The 20,356-nt window shown below is 73.1% G+C and carries 17 protein-coding genes and 1 pseudogene; 7 read left to right on the top strand and 11 right to left on the bottom strand.

Translation table 11 applies throughout. The features are described 5' to 3' along the window. From JWR81_RS19060 to JWR81_RS19075, 4 genes and pseudogenes are all read left to right on the top strand, one after another. Positions 1 to 569 (top strand): annotated as a pseudogene (locus JWR81_RS19060) (3-(3-hydroxyphenyl)propionate hydroxylase); the annotation flags it as partial. 810 nt (positions 570 to 1,379) lie between these two features. After that, complete coding sequence (locus JWR81_RS19065; RefSeq protein ID WP_297654330.1) at positions 1,380 to 1,598, top strand: hypothetical protein; 219 nt, start codon at positions 1,380 to 1,382, stop codon at positions 1,596 to 1,598. Positions 1,599 to 2,246: 648 nt separating this feature from the next. Continuing rightward, the gene (locus JWR81_RS19070) at positions 2,247 to 2,534 is read left to right on the top strand and encodes a hypothetical protein (protein WP_297654333.1); all 288 of its coding nucleotides are present in this window, start codon (positions 2,247 to 2,249) and stop codon (positions 2,532 to 2,534) included. Positions 2,535 to 2,627: 93 nt separating this feature from the next. Then, positions 2,628 to 3,029, top strand: a complete 402-nt coding sequence (locus JWR81_RS19075) for a YccF domain-containing protein (RefSeq protein WP_297654338.1) — start codon at positions 2,628 to 2,630, stop codon at positions 3,027 to 3,029. Positions 3,030 to 3,042: 13 nt separating this feature from the next. Here the strand turns inward: JWR81_RS19075 and JWR81_RS19080 are convergent, their stop codons facing one another. Next, positions 3,043 to 3,603 (bottom strand): potassium channel family protein, encoded by a 561-nt coding sequence (locus JWR81_RS19080; RefSeq protein ID WP_297654341.1) that lies wholly within the window; start codon positions 3,601 to 3,603, stop codon positions 3,043 to 3,045. An 897-nt stretch (positions 3,604 to 4,500) separates the two neighbouring features. Between JWR81_RS19080 and JWR81_RS19085 the strand changes: the two genes are divergently transcribed. Both JWR81_RS19085 and JWR81_RS19090 read left to right on the top strand, forming a co-directional pair. After that, positions 4,501 to 5,739: a hypothetical protein gene (locus JWR81_RS19085; protein WP_297654344.1), complete on the top strand. Its 1,239-nt coding sequence runs from the start codon at positions 4,501 to 4,503 to the stop codon at positions 5,737 to 5,739. A 110-nt stretch (positions 5,740 to 5,849) separates the two neighbouring features. Continuing rightward, positions 5,850 to 6,146, top strand: a complete 297-nt coding sequence (locus JWR81_RS19090; protein WP_297654347.1) for a hypothetical protein — start codon at positions 5,850 to 5,852, stop codon at positions 6,144 to 6,146. A gap of 276 nt (positions 6,147 to 6,422) precedes the next feature. Here JWR81_RS19090 and JWR81_RS19095 read toward each other — a convergent pair whose 3' ends face one another. Continuing rightward, positions 6,423 to 6,857, bottom strand: coding sequence for a DUF1622 domain-containing protein (locus JWR81_RS19095; protein ID WP_297654350.1), 435 nt, complete (start codon positions 6,855 to 6,857; stop codon positions 6,423 to 6,425). Positions 6,858 to 7,371: 514 nt separating this feature from the next. Beyond that, positions 7,372 to 9,597: an acyl-CoA dehydrogenase gene (locus JWR81_RS19100; RefSeq protein WP_297654353.1), complete on the bottom strand. Its 2,226-nt coding sequence runs from the start codon at positions 9,595 to 9,597 to the stop codon at positions 7,372 to 7,374. Positions 9,598 to 9,776: 179 nt separating this feature from the next. Here JWR81_RS19100 and JWR81_RS19105 point away from each other — a divergent pair, with 179 nt between their 5' ends. Next, positions 9,777 to 10,874, top strand: coding sequence for a ferredoxin--NADP reductase (locus JWR81_RS19105; RefSeq protein ID WP_297654356.1), 1,098 nt, complete (start codon positions 9,777 to 9,779; stop codon positions 10,872 to 10,874). A gap of 55 nt (positions 10,875 to 10,929) precedes the next feature. Here the strand turns inward: JWR81_RS19105 and JWR81_RS19110 are convergent, their stop codons facing one another. The 8 genes from JWR81_RS19110 to JWR81_RS19145 all read right to left on the bottom strand — a co-directional run bounded on the left by JWR81_RS19110 (position 10,930) and on the right by JWR81_RS19145 (position 20,319). Next, on the bottom strand, positions 10,930 to 12,426 hold the full coding sequence (locus JWR81_RS19110) for an aldehyde dehydrogenase (protein ID WP_297654359.1): 1,497 nt from the start codon (positions 12,424 to 12,426) through the stop codon (positions 10,930 to 10,932). A gap of 66 nt (positions 12,427 to 12,492) precedes the next feature. After that, on the bottom strand, positions 12,493 to 14,901 hold the full coding sequence (locus JWR81_RS19115) for an AMP-binding protein (protein WP_297654362.1): 2,409 nt from the start codon (positions 14,899 to 14,901) through the stop codon (positions 12,493 to 12,495). Positions 14,902 to 14,906: 5 nt separating this feature from the next. After that, entirely contained in the window at positions 14,907 to 16,451 is a 1,545-nt protein-coding gene (locus JWR81_RS19120; protein WP_297654371.1) for a class I adenylate-forming enzyme family protein, read from the bottom strand. A gap of 56 nt (positions 16,452 to 16,507) precedes the next feature. Next, on the bottom strand, positions 16,508 to 17,014 hold the full coding sequence (locus JWR81_RS19125) for an aromatic-ring-hydroxylating dioxygenase subunit beta (RefSeq protein ID WP_297654377.1): 507 nt from the start codon (positions 17,012 to 17,014) through the stop codon (positions 16,508 to 16,510). Then, positions 17,011 to 18,333 (bottom strand): Rieske 2Fe-2S domain-containing protein, encoded by a 1,323-nt coding sequence (locus JWR81_RS19130; protein ID WP_297654380.1) that lies wholly within the window; start codon positions 18,331 to 18,333, stop codon positions 17,011 to 17,013. Before JWR81_RS19130 ends, JWR81_RS19125 begins: the two co-directional genes overlap by 4 nt. After that, on the bottom strand, positions 18,330 to 18,923 hold the full coding sequence (locus JWR81_RS19135) for an OB-fold domain-containing protein (RefSeq protein ID WP_297654383.1): 594 nt from the start codon (positions 18,921 to 18,923) through the stop codon (positions 18,330 to 18,332). The genes JWR81_RS19130 and JWR81_RS19135 overlap by 4 nt, the downstream gene beginning before the upstream one ends. Continuing rightward, on the bottom strand, positions 18,920 to 20,074 hold the full coding sequence (locus JWR81_RS19140) for a thiolase family protein (RefSeq protein WP_297654386.1): 1,155 nt from the start codon (positions 20,072 to 20,074) through the stop codon (positions 18,920 to 18,922). Before JWR81_RS19140 ends, JWR81_RS19135 begins: the two co-directional genes overlap by 4 nt. Next, the gene (locus tag JWR81_RS19145) at positions 20,071 to 20,319 is read right to left on the bottom strand and encodes a hypothetical protein (RefSeq protein WP_297654390.1); all 249 of its coding nucleotides are present in this window, start codon (positions 20,317 to 20,319) and stop codon (positions 20,071 to 20,073) included. Before JWR81_RS19145 ends, JWR81_RS19140 begins: the two co-directional genes overlap by 4 nt. Between the last annotated feature and the right edge of the window lie 37 nt (positions 20,320 to 20,356).

Consider the following 20,356-nt stretch of genomic DNA (forward strand, 5'->3'; position numbering starts at 1 on the left):
TGTACCAGCCGCGCAACCGCGCCACGGAGATCGTGCGGGACGGGTTCTTCCGTGCGGTGCAACGGATCCCGGGCGCCCGGGACTACATCCTGCAGATGAAGTACAAGCCGGCGCCGCGCTACACGGCTGGTGCGGTCGTTCCCCCGGAGCGGCCGGATCCGGGCTCGCCCGTCGGGCGGCAGTTCGGCCAGCCCCTCGTCGAGAACACCGAAGGGGCGCGGTGCCTGCTGGACGACGTCCTCGGCCCTGTCCTCGCCGTGATCGGGCTGACCGGCGACCCCGCCCGTCGGCTCTCCGCCGCCGCCCGCTCGCGGCTGGACCGAGCGGGTGGCCGGACGTTCGAGGTGCGGCCGAGCGGGCCTGGTGCCCGGGCCGGCCTCGCGGACCCCGGCTCCGGCTCGACCGGGCTGGTGGACGTCGACGGCGCCTTCCGGGATCTGCTGCTGGCGCGGCCGCAGGACGAGGTGCTGGTCGTCCGGCCTGACCGCTACGTGGCCGCGGCCTGCCGGGCCGACGCGCTGGAGGGCGTCCTGGACCGGCTCCACGAACGGCTCGACACACCCCGATAGCAGAGCGGTGACCCTCCCCGCCATCGTCCGCCCGCGGGAACGACGACGAGGTCGGAGGTGCCCGGAGACACCTGCCCCCGGGGGCCCGTTCGCGGGCGTGCGGGTGCTCGAGCTGACGTCGGCCGGGCGGGCCGGACGGTCGGCATGCTGCTCGCCGATCTGGGCGCGGACGTGGCCCGGATCCTGCCGGAAGGCCGCGAGCCGACCCGGCGCCGGGCCCGGCCACCGTGGTGGGTTCGCGCCTCGGCGCCAGCCTCTCGGCGGCCTTCTGCGGGGTCATGACGTCGGCGGGTCGAGGTTGATGATCTCGGCCTTGGCGGGGGTCGATCTCCCAGACGTCTTCGCCGATGAGCCGGCCTCGGTCGTCGTAGGGCCAGACCATCTCCTCTTGGGCCTTGTACACATACGACGCGTTCTCGTCATCGACGTCGAACCCGGGGCCGCGCAGCACCCGGCCGGGCATGAACTGGTAGGCGGTCGGGGCCCAGGGCGCGATGAAGTTGTCCGCGACCGCGCCCTGCTCGTTCTCGGCGAACATGACGCACTGAGCAGATCACTGATGCGAGGTTTGCACGGCCCCGCGGCCCGTCCGGATGATCGGCTACTACCCGGATGAGCGGATGCCGCGGGCAATCACCTCGTCGAGGTGAGGCGGGGACCGGAGCGCCGCATCATGCTGGATCAGATCGGAGTGAGAGGAGCGCATCGATGGCGACAGCCGATTCCGCGACGACCCTCGATACCGGTCGGTCCGCCGGTGCAGCACGCCCGGACCGCCCCGCCGGGGGGAGAGAGGCAGCTGCGAGTGCCATGGCACAGAACGAGATCCATATCGAGATGCCCGGCATCGGGCATCTGCACCTGCCCCCACTGGACCAGGTCGCTTTCCTGGGCGGCGTCGCGACGCTGGCACTGATCGAGATCATCGAATGGCCGGTCGCTGCGGTGTTGACGGTCGGTCATATCCTTGCCCACAACCGTCACCACGCGCTGTTGCGCAGCTTCGGTGAAGCGCTGGACGAGGCCTGAGCCCCGTACGCGACCGGCGGTCTCGCGCTCCCGGCCCTCACTTCGCGGGGTGGGCATCGAGTCGATGGCGATCGCGCGCGGGACGCTCGCTGGGCGGCCGCGACGGCTGTGTTCCCAACCGTCGAGGCCTTGAGCTGAGCGGCCCCGGGCGCCGCTCACAACTCCGCCAGGGACGCTACGGACGATTCGTGCCTCCTGCTGATCGGGTCCTCGGACCGCTTCAAACCCGCGGCTGTGCCGCGCCTTCGAAGACACCGTCGGGTTCGGCGCGTAGCCTCCCGAGCCGCGGACGAACACACGGCTGTTGCCCGGACACGGGGCGCAGGTCTTCGGCCGCCATGCGTTCCCGGTGTCCGTCGTCCACGTGCGTCCCCGGCCACCGAGTCACCGGTGGGGTAGAGCGCAGCGCATGCCACCTCGGCTCTGCCGTGCCAGAACGGCCACATCACCTCCCGTTGCCCCACCAACGAGGACGTTCACAAGCTCGACGAGCTACAGGCGCTGATCCACGAGGGACCGTGCATCACCGCCGTCGAACAACCCCCTGAGGACGGGGTCATCCTGGCCCGGGACCTGGCCGAGGCACCGGACGCCGACCGGTGGCCGCGTTTCGCCCCGCAGGCGGTCGAGCACGGGTACCGGTCGTTGATGTCGACCCAGCTGTCCACCAACGGCGGCACCGGCGCGGCGCTCAACCTCTACTCGCACACGCCAGGGGTGTTCGACGACTCCGCCCGCACCATGGCCGGCTTGCTCGGGGTCGAGGGCGACCAGGCCTTTCAGATGCTCGTGCGCTCCTCCCAGGACATCGACATCAAACTCGCCGACGTCGCCCGCTGGTTCACCACCAACGCCGGCCGTCAACAGACCCGCGCGGGCGATGAGGTGAACCACATGGCCGACGCTTCCCGCACCAGGAACGACTCCTGCACGTAAAGGTCTCGGTACGGGCAGAACTCATACGCCGCGGGTGAGGCCGCGCGTCCCGCTCAGGGGCACGATGTAGGCCCCTGCCGTGAGGACCGTGCCATGCGAACCGTGCTCAACGTCATCTGGCTGCTGCTCTGCGGGATCTGGCTCGCGCTCGGATACCTGGCCGCCGGGATCGTCTGCTGCATCCTCATCGTCACGATCCCGTTCGGGCTGGCGGCGTTCCGCATCGCGAACTTCGCCCTCTGGCCCTTCGGCCGCGAGCTGGTCAAGCGACCGGACGCCGGAGCGCCGTCCGCGATCGGGAACGTCATCTGGATCGTGTTCGCCGGCTGGTGGCTGGCGCTGGCCCACCTGACGACGGCGGTGGCCCTCGCGCTGACGATCATCGGGATCCCGCTGGCCCTTGCGAACCTCAAGCTGATCCCGGTCTCGCTGATCCCGCTCGGCCGGGTGATCATCGACAAGGCCGACGCCGCCCTGCCGCGTGCGGTCGGCTGAGCGTCCGCTCCTTTCAATTCCCGGGTGGCCCGTCCTGTGGGGGAGCGTCGTCCCGGCGGCGTTCGGCCAGGTGGACTGCCCCGATCAGCACCTTCGCGATCAGGCCGACCACGACGAGGTCGGTGAGCATCTGGATCGTCGTGACGGCCCGGGCGACCTCGCTGCGCGGGGCGATGTCCCCGAACCCGACGGTGGCGAACACGGCGACGGTGAAGTAGAGGGCGTCGGTGCGGCTGAGCGGTTCGGCGAAGCTGTCCGGTGTGTTCGAGGTGATGACCACGTAGCTCGCGGCGAAACCGAGCATCGGCAGGCCGACGGCGACGGTCTGTCCCGCCTGCAGGCGGGGAACGTGCGAGTTCAGGATCGCCCGCACCTGCCAGGCGAGGATCAACGCGAAGGCGAGCAGCCCCGACCCGAACTCGATCCAGGCCACCAGGTTGATCGGTTGGTTCAACGGCGCCAGGTAGTAGACGAGCAGCCGCACGGCGACGGCCGCGGCGGAGCGGAGCAGCGATAGGGCGAGGAGCCGCCTGCGTACCGATCGGGAGTGGTCCCGGTACCGGATGGTCGTCATCGGTCACCAGCGGACACCGACGGCGCCGCCGGCTCCTCATCCCGGGCGGGTGAGCCGTGCGGGAGCCGCGGGGCGGACATTCGCCTCTCCCGGCACGGGCGGTGCCGCCGCGGGCCGGAGGCGGCACGGTGCGCTCGGCTCCGGGCACCGATCTTCGCTACGGGCGGCGTGCCCGATCCGGCCGATCTGCCGGGTGTCGTCTTGGCCTTTCTCACGGGGCCTGGGCCTCGGCATGGTGCTCGGACCCGAGGTCTCGCCCTGGGCGGCGGGCCGGGCGTGCTCGCGGTGCGCATGGGCGGCCGCGAGGCGCCGCGGCAGGTCGCGGCCGTCCTCGCGGCCGCGGGAAGCTCCGCCGCGATCAGCGCCCTGCTGGGGGCACGATCATCGGGCGTTCCCGCTGATGGAGGCCTCGCTGCTCGGGGGCGCGACACTCGGGCTGGTGCTGCTCCCCGGGCGTTGGCCGACGCCATCGCGGACGGCCGGGTGACCGCCCGGGGGGACCCGCAGGGCTCAGGCCCTCCGGACCGGCGCAGGGGTCCGCGTGGGATAGTCACTTCCGGGTGATGCGCAGGACCGCGGTCGGAAGCACCGTCGCCCGCGGCGGCAACGCGGCGAGGTCCATGGGTGGTCACAGGTACGACGCCGGCCCGAGCGTGGTGTACGTCGCCTGATCACGGGGCCCGCGGGAGCACACCGAGCGATCGTGGGCGGTTCTCCGCAGCAGGAGGTGCCATGTCAGCCGTCGATGATCTGACCGAGCTGGTCGAACGCGCAGGCGCGGCGGAACGCGCGGCACTCGCGTCGAAGTGGAAGGAACGTGCCGACGTCGAAGCCCTGAGCCGCAAGGTCCGACGCGCGATCGACGAGCAGCGCGACCTCGAGCGGCGATCCGGTGCAGTGGCCGAACCGGCGGGCAGGCGGGCCCGCCTGCGAGCCGCCTTCCTCGACGTCGGCTCGGACCCCGCGGCGCGACCCGCTGTCGTGGCCCGCGCGTCGGACAGTGAAGCGGACGCATCGCCACCTCACCCGGCTGCGGGGCCAGCGGACGCCGCAGTCGAACCCGCGCGCGCCGGTCATGCCGAGGCCGCCCGGGCCGAAGCCGACGCCGTGACCGCGGTGACGGTGGCGCGGCTGGCCCTTCTGGAAGCCCATCTCGCGGTGCTCACGGCCCGCCTCGCGCGGCTCGATGCCGGTGAGGCGGAACCCGAAGCGGCGGCGGTCGACGGGCTGACCCCGTTGCAGGGCCGCAACGCGGTGAGCCGGCACGGGCCGGCGCTTGCGCACGGTCTGCGCGGCGAGATCGAGTACATCCTGACCCGCAAGCCGCGGTCGGTGGTGAAGAGCCTGGCCATCAGCCTGGCCCTGGGCCTGCTCTATCTGGGGTTCATCCGGGTCTTCGAATGGGACCGGGTCCAGCGCTGGCTGCCCTATCTCGGCCTGTGGGCGATCTCGGTGGTGATGGGTGGCGCGGTGTGCCTCAACGCCATGAGCTTCGACGCCATGCGCGTGCGCGCCGCGCTCGACGGAGGAGCCCGGCTGTGGCACCTGCTGGTGATCAAGAACCTGGCCCTGATCTGCCTGGTCGCACCGCTCGGCTTCCTGCTCAGCGGTCTGCTCGCCTGGCGGGCCGGTGACCTGGGGTCGTTCTTCAAGGCGTGCGCCCTGATGATCTGCTTCATCGTGCTGTGGCTGGGCGTCGGCAACGTCCTGTCGGTGCTCCTGCCGATCCGTGACGAGCCGGTCCGCAACCGCAGGCAGTCCGGCAGTCTCAAACAGTTCCTCATCGCCTTCGCGGTGTCGTACGTGATCGGTTACCTGGTCAACCTGATGTTCCTCTGGCGGGTGTTCGCGGCCCAGCAGCTGGCGTCGAGGCTGGGCGAGGTGATCATCCCGGCGATCTTGATCGTCCTCAGCAGCGTCGCGATGTGGCTGCTCCTGACGGTCGTCGCGGTGGCCCTGTCGCAGCAACCGAAGATCCGCCGCGGCCTGATGCGGGAGATCGCCGACTACACGGCCAATGCCGAAGCACGGGCATTCGCCGAGGAGGCCGCGCGGGCCTTGGAGACGACACCGCCGGGGTCCGTGGATCCGGCGGGGTTCCGCCCGACGAGCGGGAAGGTCGGCTCCTCCGGATAGCCGGGCAGCGTCGACATCATCCCGAGCGGGTGATGCCCGTGTGCTCCGGCCCCTGCACGCTTCGCGGACGGGCGCTGTGCGCGCCCGTCCTCGACCGACGGGAGTACGAGATGGACCGCCGCACGGACTGGTCACTGCAGGACGTCAACCGGAGCGCGGTAGTCGCCGCGGCTCTGCTGATCGGGATCGGCGGTCTCCTGGGCCTGATCGGGCTCTCGTTGGGCGGCGCCGCCCTGGCCACCGCGTGCCGGCGCTGGTACCGCCGGGTCGATCTGCCGCCGCACGAGCTCGCGAGGCTGAAGTGGGAGCAGGCCAGGGCCGCTGCCGGCGCGGGTGCGGGGGCGTGGCAGGAGACGGAGGAAAAGGTCTACACCCCGCGGCGCGAACGGACCTCTGAGGCAGAGTAGGGAGTTCCGGTACGCTGTTCACCCTCGCGACGGCACTGGTCGCAGCGATGGTCTGGCTCGGGTTCGGCCGTGATGCGCCGTCATCGGTGCCGCATGGCGCGCCCCGACGATCGACGGCATTGACGCGCACCCGATCCACGGTCGCGAAGGCGAAGGAGATCGCAGAGCGGGGTGATCTCCTTCGTCGCGGAGCTGGGCCCTGCCGTGTTCGCCGATCCGGTCGATTTCGCGGTCGTCACACCCTGCCCGCGGCGATCGACCACCGGATGCGAGACGTCACTCGCCCGTGGCCCCCCGACCGTCGACGGCGGGTACGGCCCGGTCGCGCGCACGTGCCGTCGCCACGGCCAGACGCCCCGCCCCGCCGACCAGGGCGCGACGCCACGGCGCAACACCGTCGAGCTCGATCTCCAGCGAGAAGCTCAGGAACGTCCGGATCAGCACGATCAGTCCGAGGATCGCGACGTTGTCCAGGGTGGGGTCGACCGCGACCGTCCGGATCAGGTCTGCGGCGACCAGCACCTCGATCGCCAACAGCAGCGCGCCCCCGAAGGTCTCGCGCAACGTCTGGAAGGCCACCCGGCCATGGCCCGTCCGCCGCCAGACCCACCCGGAGAGGGTCACCGCCCAGACGAGCCCCATTATCAGCAGGACGGCGCCGAGCAACTCGAAGCCGACAGCCACGTGGTCCATGACCTCGACGACGGTCATCGTCGCCCCACGGCCGGCCACCCGAGCGGCGCAGCGGTCACCACGCCGAGCATCCGATCCGCCGGATGTTGTCGAGCAGGGTGCGCATGGCTGCCATCCTCACGCCGGGAACCGCCATCGTGCCTCACACCTGCGGGGCAGCACCTCACCCGGAGTGGACGATCCGCGGGCGCCGACCGGCCCGTTCCGCGAGGAGATCGCGCCGAGCGTCGCGTGTGTGCTGTCCGCTACCGGTGGACCGGGCGGCGGTGACGGACCATCTCGTCGAACGAGGGCAGCGAGACGACGTACGGGCCCAGCAGGCGGCCCGCCTCTCCACGGTGACGACGTCGGCCGGATCGTGCCACATCCACATCCACATCCACGACCGGCACCGGCTTCGACGCCATGACCGCTCCCGTCCAGGGTGGGCCCTTCGACCCGCGGTACGTGGGCCCGGCCGAGGCGTCCTGAACGCCGACCGGCGCCGGCCCCCTGGGGAACCGGCGCCGGTCGATCGTTGGGTCGGAGTCGGTCAGCGGGGCATGCCCAGGACCCGCTCGGCCAGGATGTTGCGCATGATCTCCGTGGTGCCGCCGGCGATGGTGGAGGCCCGGGAGAGCAGGTAGCCGTGCCGCGCGCCGGCCGCGGAGGGCGCCGCGGCCGCGTCGGCGCCCAGCGCGGCGAGATGCGTCTCGCCGAGGTGCTGGGCCGCCGCGGACCAGGCCAGCTTGATCACGGAGTGCTCGGGGCCGGGGGCGCCGCCGTCGGCGATCCGGCCGAGCGCGCGGCGACCCAGCAGGCCGAGCAGCCGGGCCTCGACGAGCCGGTCGGTCAGGTCCAGCCGGACGCCGGGTGCGAGGTCCCGCTCCGCGAGCTCCGCGACGACGTCGAGGACGTCCTGCTCGAGGCGCGCCGCCATCATGATCACCCCGGCCCGTTCGAAGGCGAGCGTGGTCATCGTGACCGTCCATCCCTTGTGCAGCGGGCCCAGCAGCGCCGAGTAGGGGACCCGGACGTCGTCGAAGAACAGCTCGGCGAAGCCACCGTCGCCGGTGATCTGGGTGATCGGGCGGCGGGTGATGCCGGGTAGGTCCAGCGGGACCAGCAGCGCCGAGATTCCCTTGTGGGCCGGGGCGTCGGGGTCGGTGCGGACGAGCAGCAGACTGTGGTCGGCCTCCATGCCCTCCGACGTCCACACCTTCTGCCCGGAGATCACGAACTCCGCGTCCGGGCCGTCGCCGTCGAGCACGGCGCGGGTGCGCAGCGAGGCGAGGTCGCTGCCGGAGCCCGGCTCGGAGAAGCCCTGGCACCAGACCTCCGTGCCCGCCTGGATGGCCGCGAGGTGGCGCTGCTGCTCCGGGGTGCCGTAGTGCATGAGCGTGGGGGCGACGTTGTTGACGCCGAGGACGCCGGCCAGCGCGGGGGCCCGGTGCCCGGCGAGCACCGCGTCACAGGCGACCTGGTCCACGATGCCGAGCCCGCGCCCACCGAACTCCTCCGGCCACTGCGGGGCGATCCAACCCGCCCCGTGCAGGGTGCGCTGCCAGTCGAGCCGGGCGGCGAAGGAGTCGTCGTCGCCCCACTTCTGCCGGTGGCCCGGAAGCAGATCGTGGACGTGCGCGTCCAGATCGGCCGCCGGCCCGGTGAGGGCCGGAGCGGGGGCAGCGGCCCGGACCGTCGTCGGGTCCAGCCGCGTCCTGTGTGCCTCCGCGCCGCCGAACAGGGCGGCCGACGCCCCGGAGCGGCGGAAGTACAGGTGCGCCTCGTGCTCCCAGGTGAAACCGATGCCGCCCAGGACCTGGATGTACCCGTTGGACGCCTCGTGGGCCGCGGCTTCGGCCCGGACCAGCGCGAGCGCGACGGCGTCGTCCAGGACGTCCGGGTCGGTGCCCGGTCCGGCGTCGAGCAGGGCGGCGGCGTGCCTGGCCGCGGCCCGGGTCAGCTCCAGCGAGGCGAGGATGTCCGCGCACCGGTGCTTCACCGCCTGGAAGGCGCCGATCGGCCGGCCGAACTGCTCGCGGTCCACGGCGTAGGCCACCGCGCCGTCGAGGCAGTGCGCGACCAGGCCGACGAGCTCGTTCGCGAGCGCCGTCCCGGCTGCGGCGCGGCCCCGCCGGGCGGCCGCCAGGGCCTCGTCCCCGCGGGCGAGCACGGTGACCGGGGCGTCGGCGAGCTCGAGCGTCGCGACGGGCCGGGTCAGGTCCAGGCTCGTGTGCCGCCGGAGGGTGACGGCGGAGTCCTCGGTGGCGACCAGCGCGAGGACGGGCCCGTCCGGGCCGTCCGCGAGCAGCAGGACGACGTCGGCCTCGGGGGAGAGCAGGGACTCCGCGCGGCCCGAGACCCGTGGGCCGGACAGGGTGAAGGTTCCTCCGTCCGCGGTCCACGTCGTGGTCGCCAGGGTGGCACCCGCCGTGATCGCCGCCCGGGTCTCCGCGACGCCGTCGAGTCCCTCCAGCGCGCCCAGCGCGCCGGCGGCCCCGATCGACGGGACGGCCGCGAGTGCACCGCCCACGGTCTCCAGCGCGACGGCCAGGTCCGCCCAGCGCCCGCCCGAGCCGCCCTCGTCCTCGGGCACGGGCAGCCCGGCGACGCCGAGCTCGGCCATCGCGGACCACACGGGACGCTCCGAGACCGCCGCCGCGTCGCCGACCTGCTTCTGCCGTTGCTCGGCGTTCCAGCACCGCTCCAGCACCCGGCCGACGGCGTCGACCAGCGCACGCTGGTCCTCGGTGTCGGCGACGCCCACATGGCTGCTCACGAGTCGTGTCCTCCGGCGGTGACGGGGTGGCCGCCGATGCGCGGAGATGGTGTCAGAGGACGACCTCGTCACATCGCACCGATGGCTCTTCTGCTGGTGTTACTGCACATACACTATGTCAGAAACAGGCTGCCGTCGATGGCGGCCGATGCAGCATCGCACCCACTGGAGGGAACCCGATGGCCGAGCTCAGCGCCGCGCCGACCGCCGACCGGACCGAGAGCGCGACCGTCCGCCCCCGCTCCCGCGTGCTGACGGTGGCGGCCGTCGTCGAGGAGTCGCCCGACGCCCGCTCGCTGGTGTTCGAGGTGCCGGAGGCGGACCGCGAGATGTTCGGCTACCGCCCGGGACAGTTCCTCACCCTGCGCATCCCGAGCGACCGCACGGGCTCGGTCGCGCGGTGCTACTCGCTGGCCAGCACTCCGCACGCGGACGAGCGGCTGACCGTGACGGTGAAGCGGACCGCGCAGGGCTACGGCTCGAACTGGCTGTGCGACAACGTCCGCGCGGGATCGCGGATCGAGGTCCTCGCGCCCTCCGGCGTCTTCACCCCGCCGGACCTGGACGCGGACTTCCTGCTCGTCGCCGGGGGCAGCGGTGTCACGCCGGTCTTCTCCATCCTGAAGTCCGCGCTCGCGCTGGGCACGGGCCGGATCACCCTGCTCTACGCCAACCGGGACGAGGCGTCGGTCATCTTCGCCGGGCAGCTCCGCCGGCTCGCTGCCGCCCACCCCGACCGGTTGACCGTGCTGCACTGGCTCGAGTCCGTGCAGGGGATCCCGGCGCGGGAGCAGCTCCGGACGCTCGTGGCGCCCTGCGTCGACCGGGAGAGCTACATCTGCGGACCCGCCCCCTTCATGGCGGCGGTGTCCGGGGCGCTGCAGGACGCCGGTGCCCCGTCCGCCCGCGTGCACGTCGAGGTCTACACCTCGCTGGAGACGGACCCCTTCGCCGACATCGTCGTCCCCACGGTCGGGGAGGAGGGCTCTGCGGACGCGGTGCGGGTCGTCGTCGAGCTCGAGGGGGAGACCCACGAGCTGTCCTGGCCGGCGGAGGTGAAGCTCGTCGACCTGCTGCTGAGCAAGGGCATCGACGCCCCCTACTCCTGTCGCGACGGCGTGTGCGGGTCCTGCCAGGCCCAGGTGCTCAAGGGGCGGGTGCGGATGCTGTCCAACGACGTCCTCGACGACGACGACCTCGCCGAGGGGCACATCCTCGGCTGCCAGGCCGTCGCGGACCCGGAGACGCCCGGCGAGGACATGCACATCCGCTTCTGACCGCACCCGGGCCGGGAACCGCCCCGGCCCGGCCGCGCCCGACCCGGCGTGAAGCTCAGCCCAGGGTGAAGGGGTCCCGGGTCAGCCCGGAGAGCTCGATCCAGACCGCCTTGGTCTCGGTGTAGTCCCGGATCGCGTCCGCACCGTTCTCCCGGCCGATCCCCGAGCGACCCGTCCCGCCGAACGGCACCTGCGGGGCCACAGCGCGGTAGGCGTTGACCCAGACGGTTCCGGCGCGCAGACCCGCGGCGACCCGGTGCGCGCGGTGCACGTCCTTGGTCCACACCGAGCCGGCCAGCCCGAACGGGGTGGAGTTCGCCAGCTCGACGGCCTCGTCCTCGTCGCGGAACGTGGACACGGCCAGCACCGGGCCGAAGATCTCCTCGGTGAGCGCGCGGGCGTCCGCGGGCAGGTCGGTGAGCACGGTCGGCTGCACGAAATACCCGCCCAGCTCGCGCACCGGTCCGCCACCGCAGGCGATGCGGACGCCCTGCTCCCGGGCGGACGCGAAGTGGCTCAGGACGACGTCGAGCTGGCGGTCGTTCGACAGCGGCCCCATCTCGGTCTCCGGCGCCTTGGGGTCCCCGACCACGATCCGCTGCGCGCGGTCCACGATCCGCGCCACCAGCTCGTCCGCCACGGACTCGTGGACCAGGAGCCGGGAGCCGGCGAGGCAGGTCTGTCCGGTCGCGGCGAACACGCCGGCGACGACCCCGTTCGCGGCGGCGTCGAGGTCCGCGTCCGGGAACACGACCTGCGCGGACTTGCCACCCAGCTCCAGCGTCACCCGCGCGACGTTCTCCGCCGCCGCGTGCGCGACGGAGACGCCGGTCGCGGTCGACCCGGTGAACGCGATCTTGTCGACGCCCGGGTGGGCCGCCAGGGCCTTCCCGGTCTCGGGACCCCACCCCGTCACCACGTTGATGACGCCGGGCGGGAAACCCGCCTCCGTGGCGAGCTCGGCCAGCGCGACCGTGGAGGCGGGCGTGTAGTCGCTGGGCTTGACGACGACGGTGCAGCCGGCCGCGAGCGCGGGCGCCAGCTTCCACGTGAGCAGCAGGAGCGGGGAGTTCCACGGCGTGATGGCCGCTACGACGCCGACCGGCTCGTGCCGCGTGTAGACGAGGTAGTTGTCCTTGTCGGTGGGGATCACCTCGCCGTGCAGGGTGCTCGCCACCCCCGCGAAGTACGTGTACCAGGCGGGCAGGCCGCGGACCTGGCCCGCCATCTCGCGCAGCAGCTTGCCGCCGTCGCGGACCTCCAGCTCGGCGAGCCGGTCCGCGTCCCGGGCGATCAGCTCGCCGAACCTGCGGAGCAGCTCACCGCGGGCCGTGGCGCTCAGCGAGCCCCACGGGCCCTTCAGCGCGGCGCGGGCCGAGGCGACTGCCCGGTCGACGTCGGCGGCGGTGCCGTCCGCGGCCACGGCCCAGGGCTTTCCGGTGAAGGGGTCCAGGGACTCGTAGGTCCGCCCGGAGTCCGACGGGACTCTGGCGCCGTCGAGGTGCAGGCCGAACTGCGCGAGCCGGGTGTCGGGGTTCTCGAGCGTCGTCATGGGTCTCCTGTCAGCCGGTGCCGCGGGTGCGCGGCATCGTGATCTCGTCGAGGGGGAGCCGCTCGCTCACCGGTACCGCTTCTCGCCGCCGCCGCTCGGGTGCAGCTTCTCCCGTCCGACGTTGCCGAGCTGGGCGTAGGCGAACCCGCGTTCCGCCGCGAGCGAGGGCGGCAGGTCCAGCGACTCCCAGATCGCCCGCACCGTGCCCTGGATCGACGCGGGCCGCCGCGCGGCGATCTCGTCGGCGAGCGCCCGGGCCGTCGGCCACAGCCGCTCGCGGGGGACGACCTCGGTGACCAGCCCGAGCCGCAGCGCGGTGGGCGCGGTGATCCGCTCCTCGTTGCCCGCGAGGGCCCAGCGGAGCACGTCACCGAGCGGGACGCCGCGGCGCAGCATGCCCATCGGCTCGAGCGCGGAGACCATGCCGCCGTTGGCGTGCGGGTCGAAGAAGGTGGCGTCCTCGGAGCAGATGACGATGTCCGCCTCGTTGAGGAAGTACATCCCACCCCCGGCCGCCATGCCGTGTACGGCCGCGATCACCGGCTTCCACACCCGGTGCCGGCGCGGGCTCAGGAGAGCGCCCGGGTCATCCTGGTTCCACTGGTTCTGGTCGCTCCACCAGGGGCCCTCGCGCACGTCCAGGCCTGTGCAGAACGCCCGGTCGCCGGCCGCGCGCAGGACCACTACGTGCACGTCGTCGTCGTCGCGGACGTGCCGCCAGACCTCGGCGACCTCCTCGGTCATGGTGCGGTTGAAGCTGTTGAGCCGGTCCGGCCGGTTCAGCGTGAGCGTCGCGACGTGCGCGTCGACCTCGTAGACGACGGTGGACAGCTCGCCGAGGGGGGTGCGCACGGTCGCTGCGGGCGCGGGGGCGAACCGGACCTGCAGGTCCCGCTTCACCACCTTGCCCATCGCGTTGCGGGGCAGCTCGGGGAGGACCTCCAGCTGCTCGGGGAACTTGCGGGTGGACAGCCCGCGCGCGCGCAGGTGCGCGGTGAGGTCCGGCAGGGTCGGTGGCGCGGCCGGGTCGGTGGGGACGACGACGGCGCAGGCCCGCTCGCCCGTCTCCTCGTCCGGCAGGCCGATCACGGCGACGTCCGCGACGCCGGGCGCGTCCACCAGGAACTCCTCCACCTCGCGGGCGGAGATGTTCTCCATCTTCCGGATGATGACGTCCTTGATCCGGCCCGTGACGGTCACCGTGCCGTTCTCGCCGACGGTGCCGAGGTCGCCGGTCCGGAAGAAGCCGTGTTCGTCGAAGGCGGCCTCGTCGAGGGAGGAGTCGACGTAGCCCAGCATCAGCTGGGGCCCGCGCACGCGCAGCTCGCCCTCCTCGCCGGGGGCCGCGCGGGTGCCGTCCCCCTTGACGGCGACGACCTCGCCGCCGGGACCGGGCCGGCCCTCGGCCGTCGCGTGCTCGGTGTCGGTGTCCTCCGGCGTCCCCCAGGTCACGTACGGGCACTCGGTCATCCCGTAGCCCGAGACGACGCCGATCCCGCCCAGCTCGCGGCGTACCTGCTCGTGCAGGGCGGCCGGCCGTCCCGCGCCCCCGCAGAGCGTGACCCGGGTGTGCGGGAAGAGCGGGCGATCGGGCTGCGTGCGCTGCCGCGCGAGGTAGGCCTTGATGAACGGCAGGCCCGAGCCGAGCAGCGTGATCCGGTTCTCGGCCAGCAGGTCGATCGTGGTCGCCGGCTCGAACGCGGCGCTGGTGACCAGGCTGCTGCCGGTCCGCAGCGAGGTGAGCACGTGGGCGATCCCGCCGACGTGGGCGAGGGGCAGCAGCGTGGCGGTCTGGTCCTCGGAGGTGACGCGCAGGTTCGCGCAGAACACGTCCGACGCCGCCATCAGGCCGCGATCGGTGTGCTTGGCGCCCTTCGGGTCCGACGTCGTGCCGGAGGTGTAGATCAGCCAGCGGACCTCGGCCGGCCCGTCGGCGGTGGGGAGCGGCGGCAGGGTGGCGGGGTCGCCCTCGGGCAGCGCGCCGGCGACCGGGCCGAGCGGTGCCGCAGGGTCCACGACGTGGGCCTGCCGCCCGGGGGCGGCGGCTGCGACGGCGGCGCCGACGGCCCCGAAGTCCGTGCCGCGGAACTCACCCGTCACGAACAGGTGCGCGGTCCGGGCCTGGCCGCAGATGAAGGTCAGCTCGCGTTCCCGCAACAGCATGACCAGGGGGTTCTGGACGGCGCCGAGCCGGCACAGGGCCAGCGACAGCACGATCGTCGAGAGGCGGTTGGGCAGCTGCCAGGACACCACGTCACCGGGGCGCACCCCGAGCGCGAGCAGCCCGGCGGCGGCCCGGTCGACGTCGGCCGCGAGCTCCGCGAACGTGACCCGGGTGCGGTGCTCGTCGACGGCGAAGAGCGAGTCCGGGGTGAGCTCGGCGCGCCGGGCGAGCAGCTCGGCGACGTTCGCCGCCTCGAACGGCGGGCGCCAGCCCGAGGCGACGGTCGGCGGGGCCTCGGTGGGTGCGGACATCCCGCTCACCTCCCCGCCGGCGCGAGGAGGGCTGCGCGGACCTCGCGCTTGAGGATCTTGCCCGCGGGGCCGAGGGGCAGCTCGTCGCGGAACTCGAAGCGGCGCGGCTGCTTGTAGCCGGCGAGGTTCCCGCGGCAGTGCGCCCGCAGGGACTCCTCCAGCCCGGGATCGGGCGCGCCCTTGCGGACGACGACCGCGACCGGCGTCTCGCCCCACTCCGGGTCCGGGATGCCCACGACCGTGACCAGGTCGACGGCGGGGTGCTGCGCGATGACCCGCTCGATCTCGGCCGGGTACACGTTGAAGCCACCGGAGATGATCATGTCCGTCTTGCGGCCGGCGATGTACAGGTAGCCGCGCTCGTCGAGCGTGCCGAGGTCCCCGGACCACAGCCCGCTCGGCCGGAACGTCTCGGCGGTGGCCTCGGGCTTGTTCCAGTACCCGGCCGCCACCATGTCCGAGCGGATGACGATCTCGCCGGTCTCGCCGACCGGCAGGTCGGTGCCGTCCTCGCCGACGATGCGGATCTCGGCCATCGGCGTCTCCCGGCCGCACGATGCGAGGAGCCCCTCGTCGCCGGCGACCGCGGCGCGGTGGTCCGCGGGCGTGAGGATCGTGGCCTGGCCGCCCGCCTCGGTGGCGCCGTAGCGCTGCTGCAGGTCGCAGCCCAGCCTGGCCATCGCCTCCTGGGCGAGTCCGGGCGGCACGGGCGCCGAGCCGTAGCTGATCCGGCGCAGGCTCGACACGTCCCGGCCCGGGTCGTTCTCCAGCACCTTCAGGGTGCGCATGAGCATGGTCGGGATGAACGTCGTCATCGTGACCCGGCTGCGCTCGATCTCGTCGATGACGGCGTCGGGGTCGAACCGGGGGTGCAGTACCAGGGTCTGTCCCAGGAGCATCGCGGCGACGGTGCGGACCATCCCGCCGGCGGTGAAACACGGTGTGGTGCCGAGGGTCACGTCGGAATGGACGGCCTCGGTGACGATCGACGTGTCCAGCGCCTGCGCGATCATGCCGCGGTGCAGCTGGACGACGCCCTTGGGCAGCCCGGTGGTGCCGCTGGTGTAGAGGATGAACTGCACGTCGTCGTGGGTGAGGGTCGGCGGCGTCGGGTCCGTGTCGGCGGACGCCGCGAGGGTCGCCTCGTACTCCCTGCCGACCTCGCCGCCCCCGAGCTGGAGGACGAGCTCGAGGTGTTCCGTGAGCACCTCGCCCGCGAGGGCGGCCTGGTCGGAGTGCACGATCCCGGCCCGCGCCCCGGAGTCCGTGAGGACGTGGGCGATCTCGGGCGCGGAGAGCCGGATGTTGACCGGCACCGCGACGAGGCCGGCCTTGGCCAGCCCGAACACGATCTCGGGCCACTCCGCGGTGTTGCGGGCGCAGATCGCGACGCGGTCCCCGGTCTGCAGCCCGGCCGCGAGCAGGGCGGTGCCGAGCCGGTTGGCGCGCTCGTTCACCGCGGCCCAGGTCAACGTGGTCCCGCCGGAGATCACGGCGGTCTTGCCGGGGTAGCGGCGGGCGTTGAGGCGGGGGATGTCTCCGACCAGCATGGTTCCTCGCACGGGTGCAGGGGCCGGCCGGAGGCCGCCCGGTGTCTGAAGAAGGGTCAGATCAGGAAGGCGAGCGTCGGGACCGGGCCGCCCGCGTTCACCAGGTGCACGGTCTTGGCGGCGAGCCGCAGCTCACCGTCCGGGCGGCGGCGCACGGTGTGCAGCACGCGCCCGGCCCAGGTGGTGAGCGCGTGCCGGTACTCGAAGAGCACGAAGTTGGAGCCGACGGTGACGCTGTCCGCTCCACGGTCCAGCACCTCGACGTTGGTCAGCAGCCTGCGCATCACCGACGGCGGGGTCTGCGAGTGCCGGGCGCCCGAGTTCAGCTGCGCCACCCGGCTGCGGATGCGTTTGCGGTTGTCGTAGACGTAGGACAGGTTGACCCGCGGATCGTGGTCCGGGCCCATCGGCACCCAGTACACGCCGTCGTCGTCCCAGAGGGACTCCCAGTCCGAGTACCGCGCCTCGTCCGCCAGCCGCGCCTCGCGGTGCAGGAACGACACGACGTCCGGTTCGAGGGCGGGGTCCACGGCGGTGCCGGTGCTGAAGGCAGGCTCGGTCATCGGGTCTCTCCGTCCGGTGTGGTCGAGCGGGTGTTGAACCGGCCGCCGAGCACCTCCGCCCAGTGGGCCCACCAGCCGCGCTGCGGGGTCTCGGCGCTCTTGTCGTGGTTGACCAGGCCGGTCTCGTCCGCGGCGTCGGTGTCCCGGCCACGGGCCAGCACGATCCAGTCCGGCTTCTGTGCCGCCAGGCCCAGCTGGTTGCGGGCGCCGATCTCGCCGTCGTCCGCGATCAGGAAACCGGCAGGGCCCATGGCGCCCTCGGTGCGGCGCAGCATGCGGCCGTTCAGCTCGTCCTGGCCGGGGATCAGTGCCGGCGTCGTGTAGGCGATGGTCTCGCCCGGGGCGATCGGCTCGACCATCATGATGTTCATCTCGGCGAGGAACAGGTTCGGGAAGATCAGCGTGTGCGGCGGGCCCACCACGAACGCGGAGTGCGTGTCCTCCGGGCCGTGCGCGCGTTCCATCGACGCGACGTAGTTCGGCAGCTTCGCGCGCGGCGCCCGGCCGAACCAGACGAACTCCTCGTCGAGCCGGGTGTACTCGGCGGAGTAGTCGATCTCGGAGTGGCCCTGGCCCAGGTCGCGGACGTAGACCTCGACCTTGCTCGGCACGTGCGAGACCTTGGCCTCGCGGACCGCCGAGTAGACGGACTCGTGGGTGAACAACGCGTGGTAGCCGTCCACGTTGTTCTCCATCACCATCTTCCAGTTGCTCATGTGCTGGTGCTTCATCCAGCCCGCGCGCAGGTCGAGGGTGCCGTCGGGGGAGAGGGCGAGCAGCCGGTCGATCGCCTTCGTGGAGCGGCCCAGGTGCTCGGCGAGCGTGATGCCCTCGGCGGCGAGCGAGGCGAAGACGAAGCCGCGGTAGGCGTCGGTGCGAGCGGTCGGCGCGAGGGACAGCTCGCTGCGCTTCGCCAGGAACTCCTTGTCGTACCCGGTCCGCATCGGGACGCCGACCAGCGAGCCGTCGTTGTTGAACGTCCAGCCGTGGTACGGGCAGCGGAAGGTCGTGCTGTTGCCGGCCTCGGCGTTGCACAGCCGGTTGCCGCGGTGGGCGCACCGGTTCATCAGGACCCGGACCTCGCCGTCCTTGCCGCGGGTGAAGATCACCGGCTGGCCGCCGATCCGGCGGGTGACGTAGTCCCCGGGCTCCGGGATCTCGCTCTCGTGCCCGACGTAGACCCAGCCCCGGCGGAAGATCTGCTCCATCTCCAGCTCGAAGACCTCGGGATCGGTGTAGACCGAGCCGCGCACGCGGTCGTGGCGGACGAGGTCGTCCACGTCCGTCCGCGCGGCGGGCCGGGTGTCGAGTTCGGTCATGACGGTGCCTCCGGAGACGGGCGGGCCGGGCGTTCGGGACGGTGCTGGTCGGGACGGCGCTGGTCGGGACGGTGCTGGTCGGGACGGGATGGGACGGCGAAGCCGGGGACGGCGACGTCCCCGAGGCGGCGGAAGCCGATGGAGACGGGGTCGCCGATCGCCGGTGCGGGCGTGCCGGGCTCGACGGGCGCGAGGACGAGGCGGTGGCCGCTCGCCAGCTCGACGTCCGCCACCGGGTAGGGGCCCTCGGCGAGGACGAGCCCGGGCTCGCGGCGGTGGACGACGGTGACGGAGTGGACGGCGCCGGCGGGCTCGACGGGCCGCCACACGACGGTGGCCGCGTCGCAGCCGTCGCACACGCGCTGCTCGAGCTCCAGGGCGAGGCCGCACGCGCCGCAGTGCGGCAGGCTGAGCATGCCCTCGGCGGCTGCGGCGTAGAGCGGGGCGAGGACGTCCGTGGTGTCGGGCGCGAGGTCGGCGGTGAGCAGCCAGTCCGCGGTGAGGGTGCTGGTCACGATGCCGCCCCCGCGGAGGGATGCGTCGGCGGTCCGCGATGCGGCCTCCGCGGAGGGAGATACGTCGGCGGTCATGCCACCTCCAGGACCAGGCACGCGTGGTGGTCGGAACGTCCGCCGAGGCCGCCGACCAGCGCGGTCGCCGCGTCCGGCACCTGCCGGTCCCCGCCCGCTCCGCGCAGCTGGACCACGGCCTCGGCCAGCGGGGTCATGCCCTGCAGGTAGAAGCCGGAGAGCTGGCCGCCGCCGGTGTTGGTGGGCAGCTCGCCGCCCGGGCCGAGGGCGCCCGCGCGGGCGAGCGCGCCGGCCTCGCCGGCGGCGCAGAGCCCGTACTCCTCGAGCAGCGCAAGTGTGACGACGGTGAAGGGGTCGTAGAGCTCGATGACGTCCACGTCCGCGCGCGTCATCCCGGCCTCGGCCAGGGCGGCGTCGACCGCCGGGCGTCCCCCGCCGAACCAGGACTCGGCCCCCGCGCGGCGGCGGCGGACCGGGTGCGCGCGGCCGGTCCCGCGCACGACGATCCGTTGCGGGCCGCCGAGCGCGGGATCCGCCGTGAGCAGTACCGCGACCGCACCGTTGACCGGGCGGGCGCAGTCCAGCCTGCGCAACGGCGCCGCGACGAGCGGGCTCGTCAGGTAGCCGTCGGCGTCGAGCGGGGTGCGCTGCACCGCGGCGGGATTGCCCAGGGCCCAGGCGCGGGCGGCCAGGGCGACCGCGCAGAGGTCCTCGGTGCCGCCTCCCGTGACGTGCAACCACCGGGCGGCGAGCAGGGCGTAGGTGGGCACGGAGCCGAGCACCCCGGACGCGCGCTCCAGGCCACGGACGCCGGAGACGCCGCCGCTGTGCGCGTAGGTGGAGCCGGCGCCGCCGCGGGCGCGGATCGGGGCGTCCGCGAAGACGCAGAGGACGGCGCGGGCGGTGCCCGACCGCAGCGCCAGCACGGCACGCTCGACCATGGCGACGGTCGTCGCCCCCTTGATCTCGACGTGCTCGAGCAGTCGCAGGTCCCCGAACCCGGCCTGGGCGGCGAGCTGGACGCCCACCCGGTCCGGCCGCACGCCCTGGCTGGAGCCGACGAGCAGACCGTCGACGTCGGACCGGTCGACCCCGGCGTCGGCGAGGGCGGCGGCGATCGCCTCGATCGCGAGGACCGACGCCTCACCACCCGGGGCGGTGGACATCGCGGTCACCCCGAGCCCGACGATCGCCGGCTCGCGGGTGCTCACGGACGCTCGTCCCGGTAGTGGCCCACCCGCAGCCAGTTGACCCGGTCCTCCGCGCCGGCCAGGCAGAGGCTGGCGAGCTCGAGGGGGGACAGCAGGATCTCGGCGCCGGACTCCAGGTCCTCGACCAGTAGCCGGGGGCCGTTGCCCCGCTGGTCGAGGGTGACGCGCACGGTCGCGAACTCGTTGCGCAGCTCCGCGAGCTCGCGCCGGTCCCGGCGCGGCGCGCCGGTGCCCGATCCGTTCACGGCGCCACTCATTCCGGGATTCGCGTGTCTGTCGACG

This window comes from Pseudonocardia sp., assembly GCF_025965585.1.
GTDB lineage: Bacteria > Actinomycetota > Actinomycetes > Mycobacteriales > Pseudonocardiaceae > Pseudonocardia.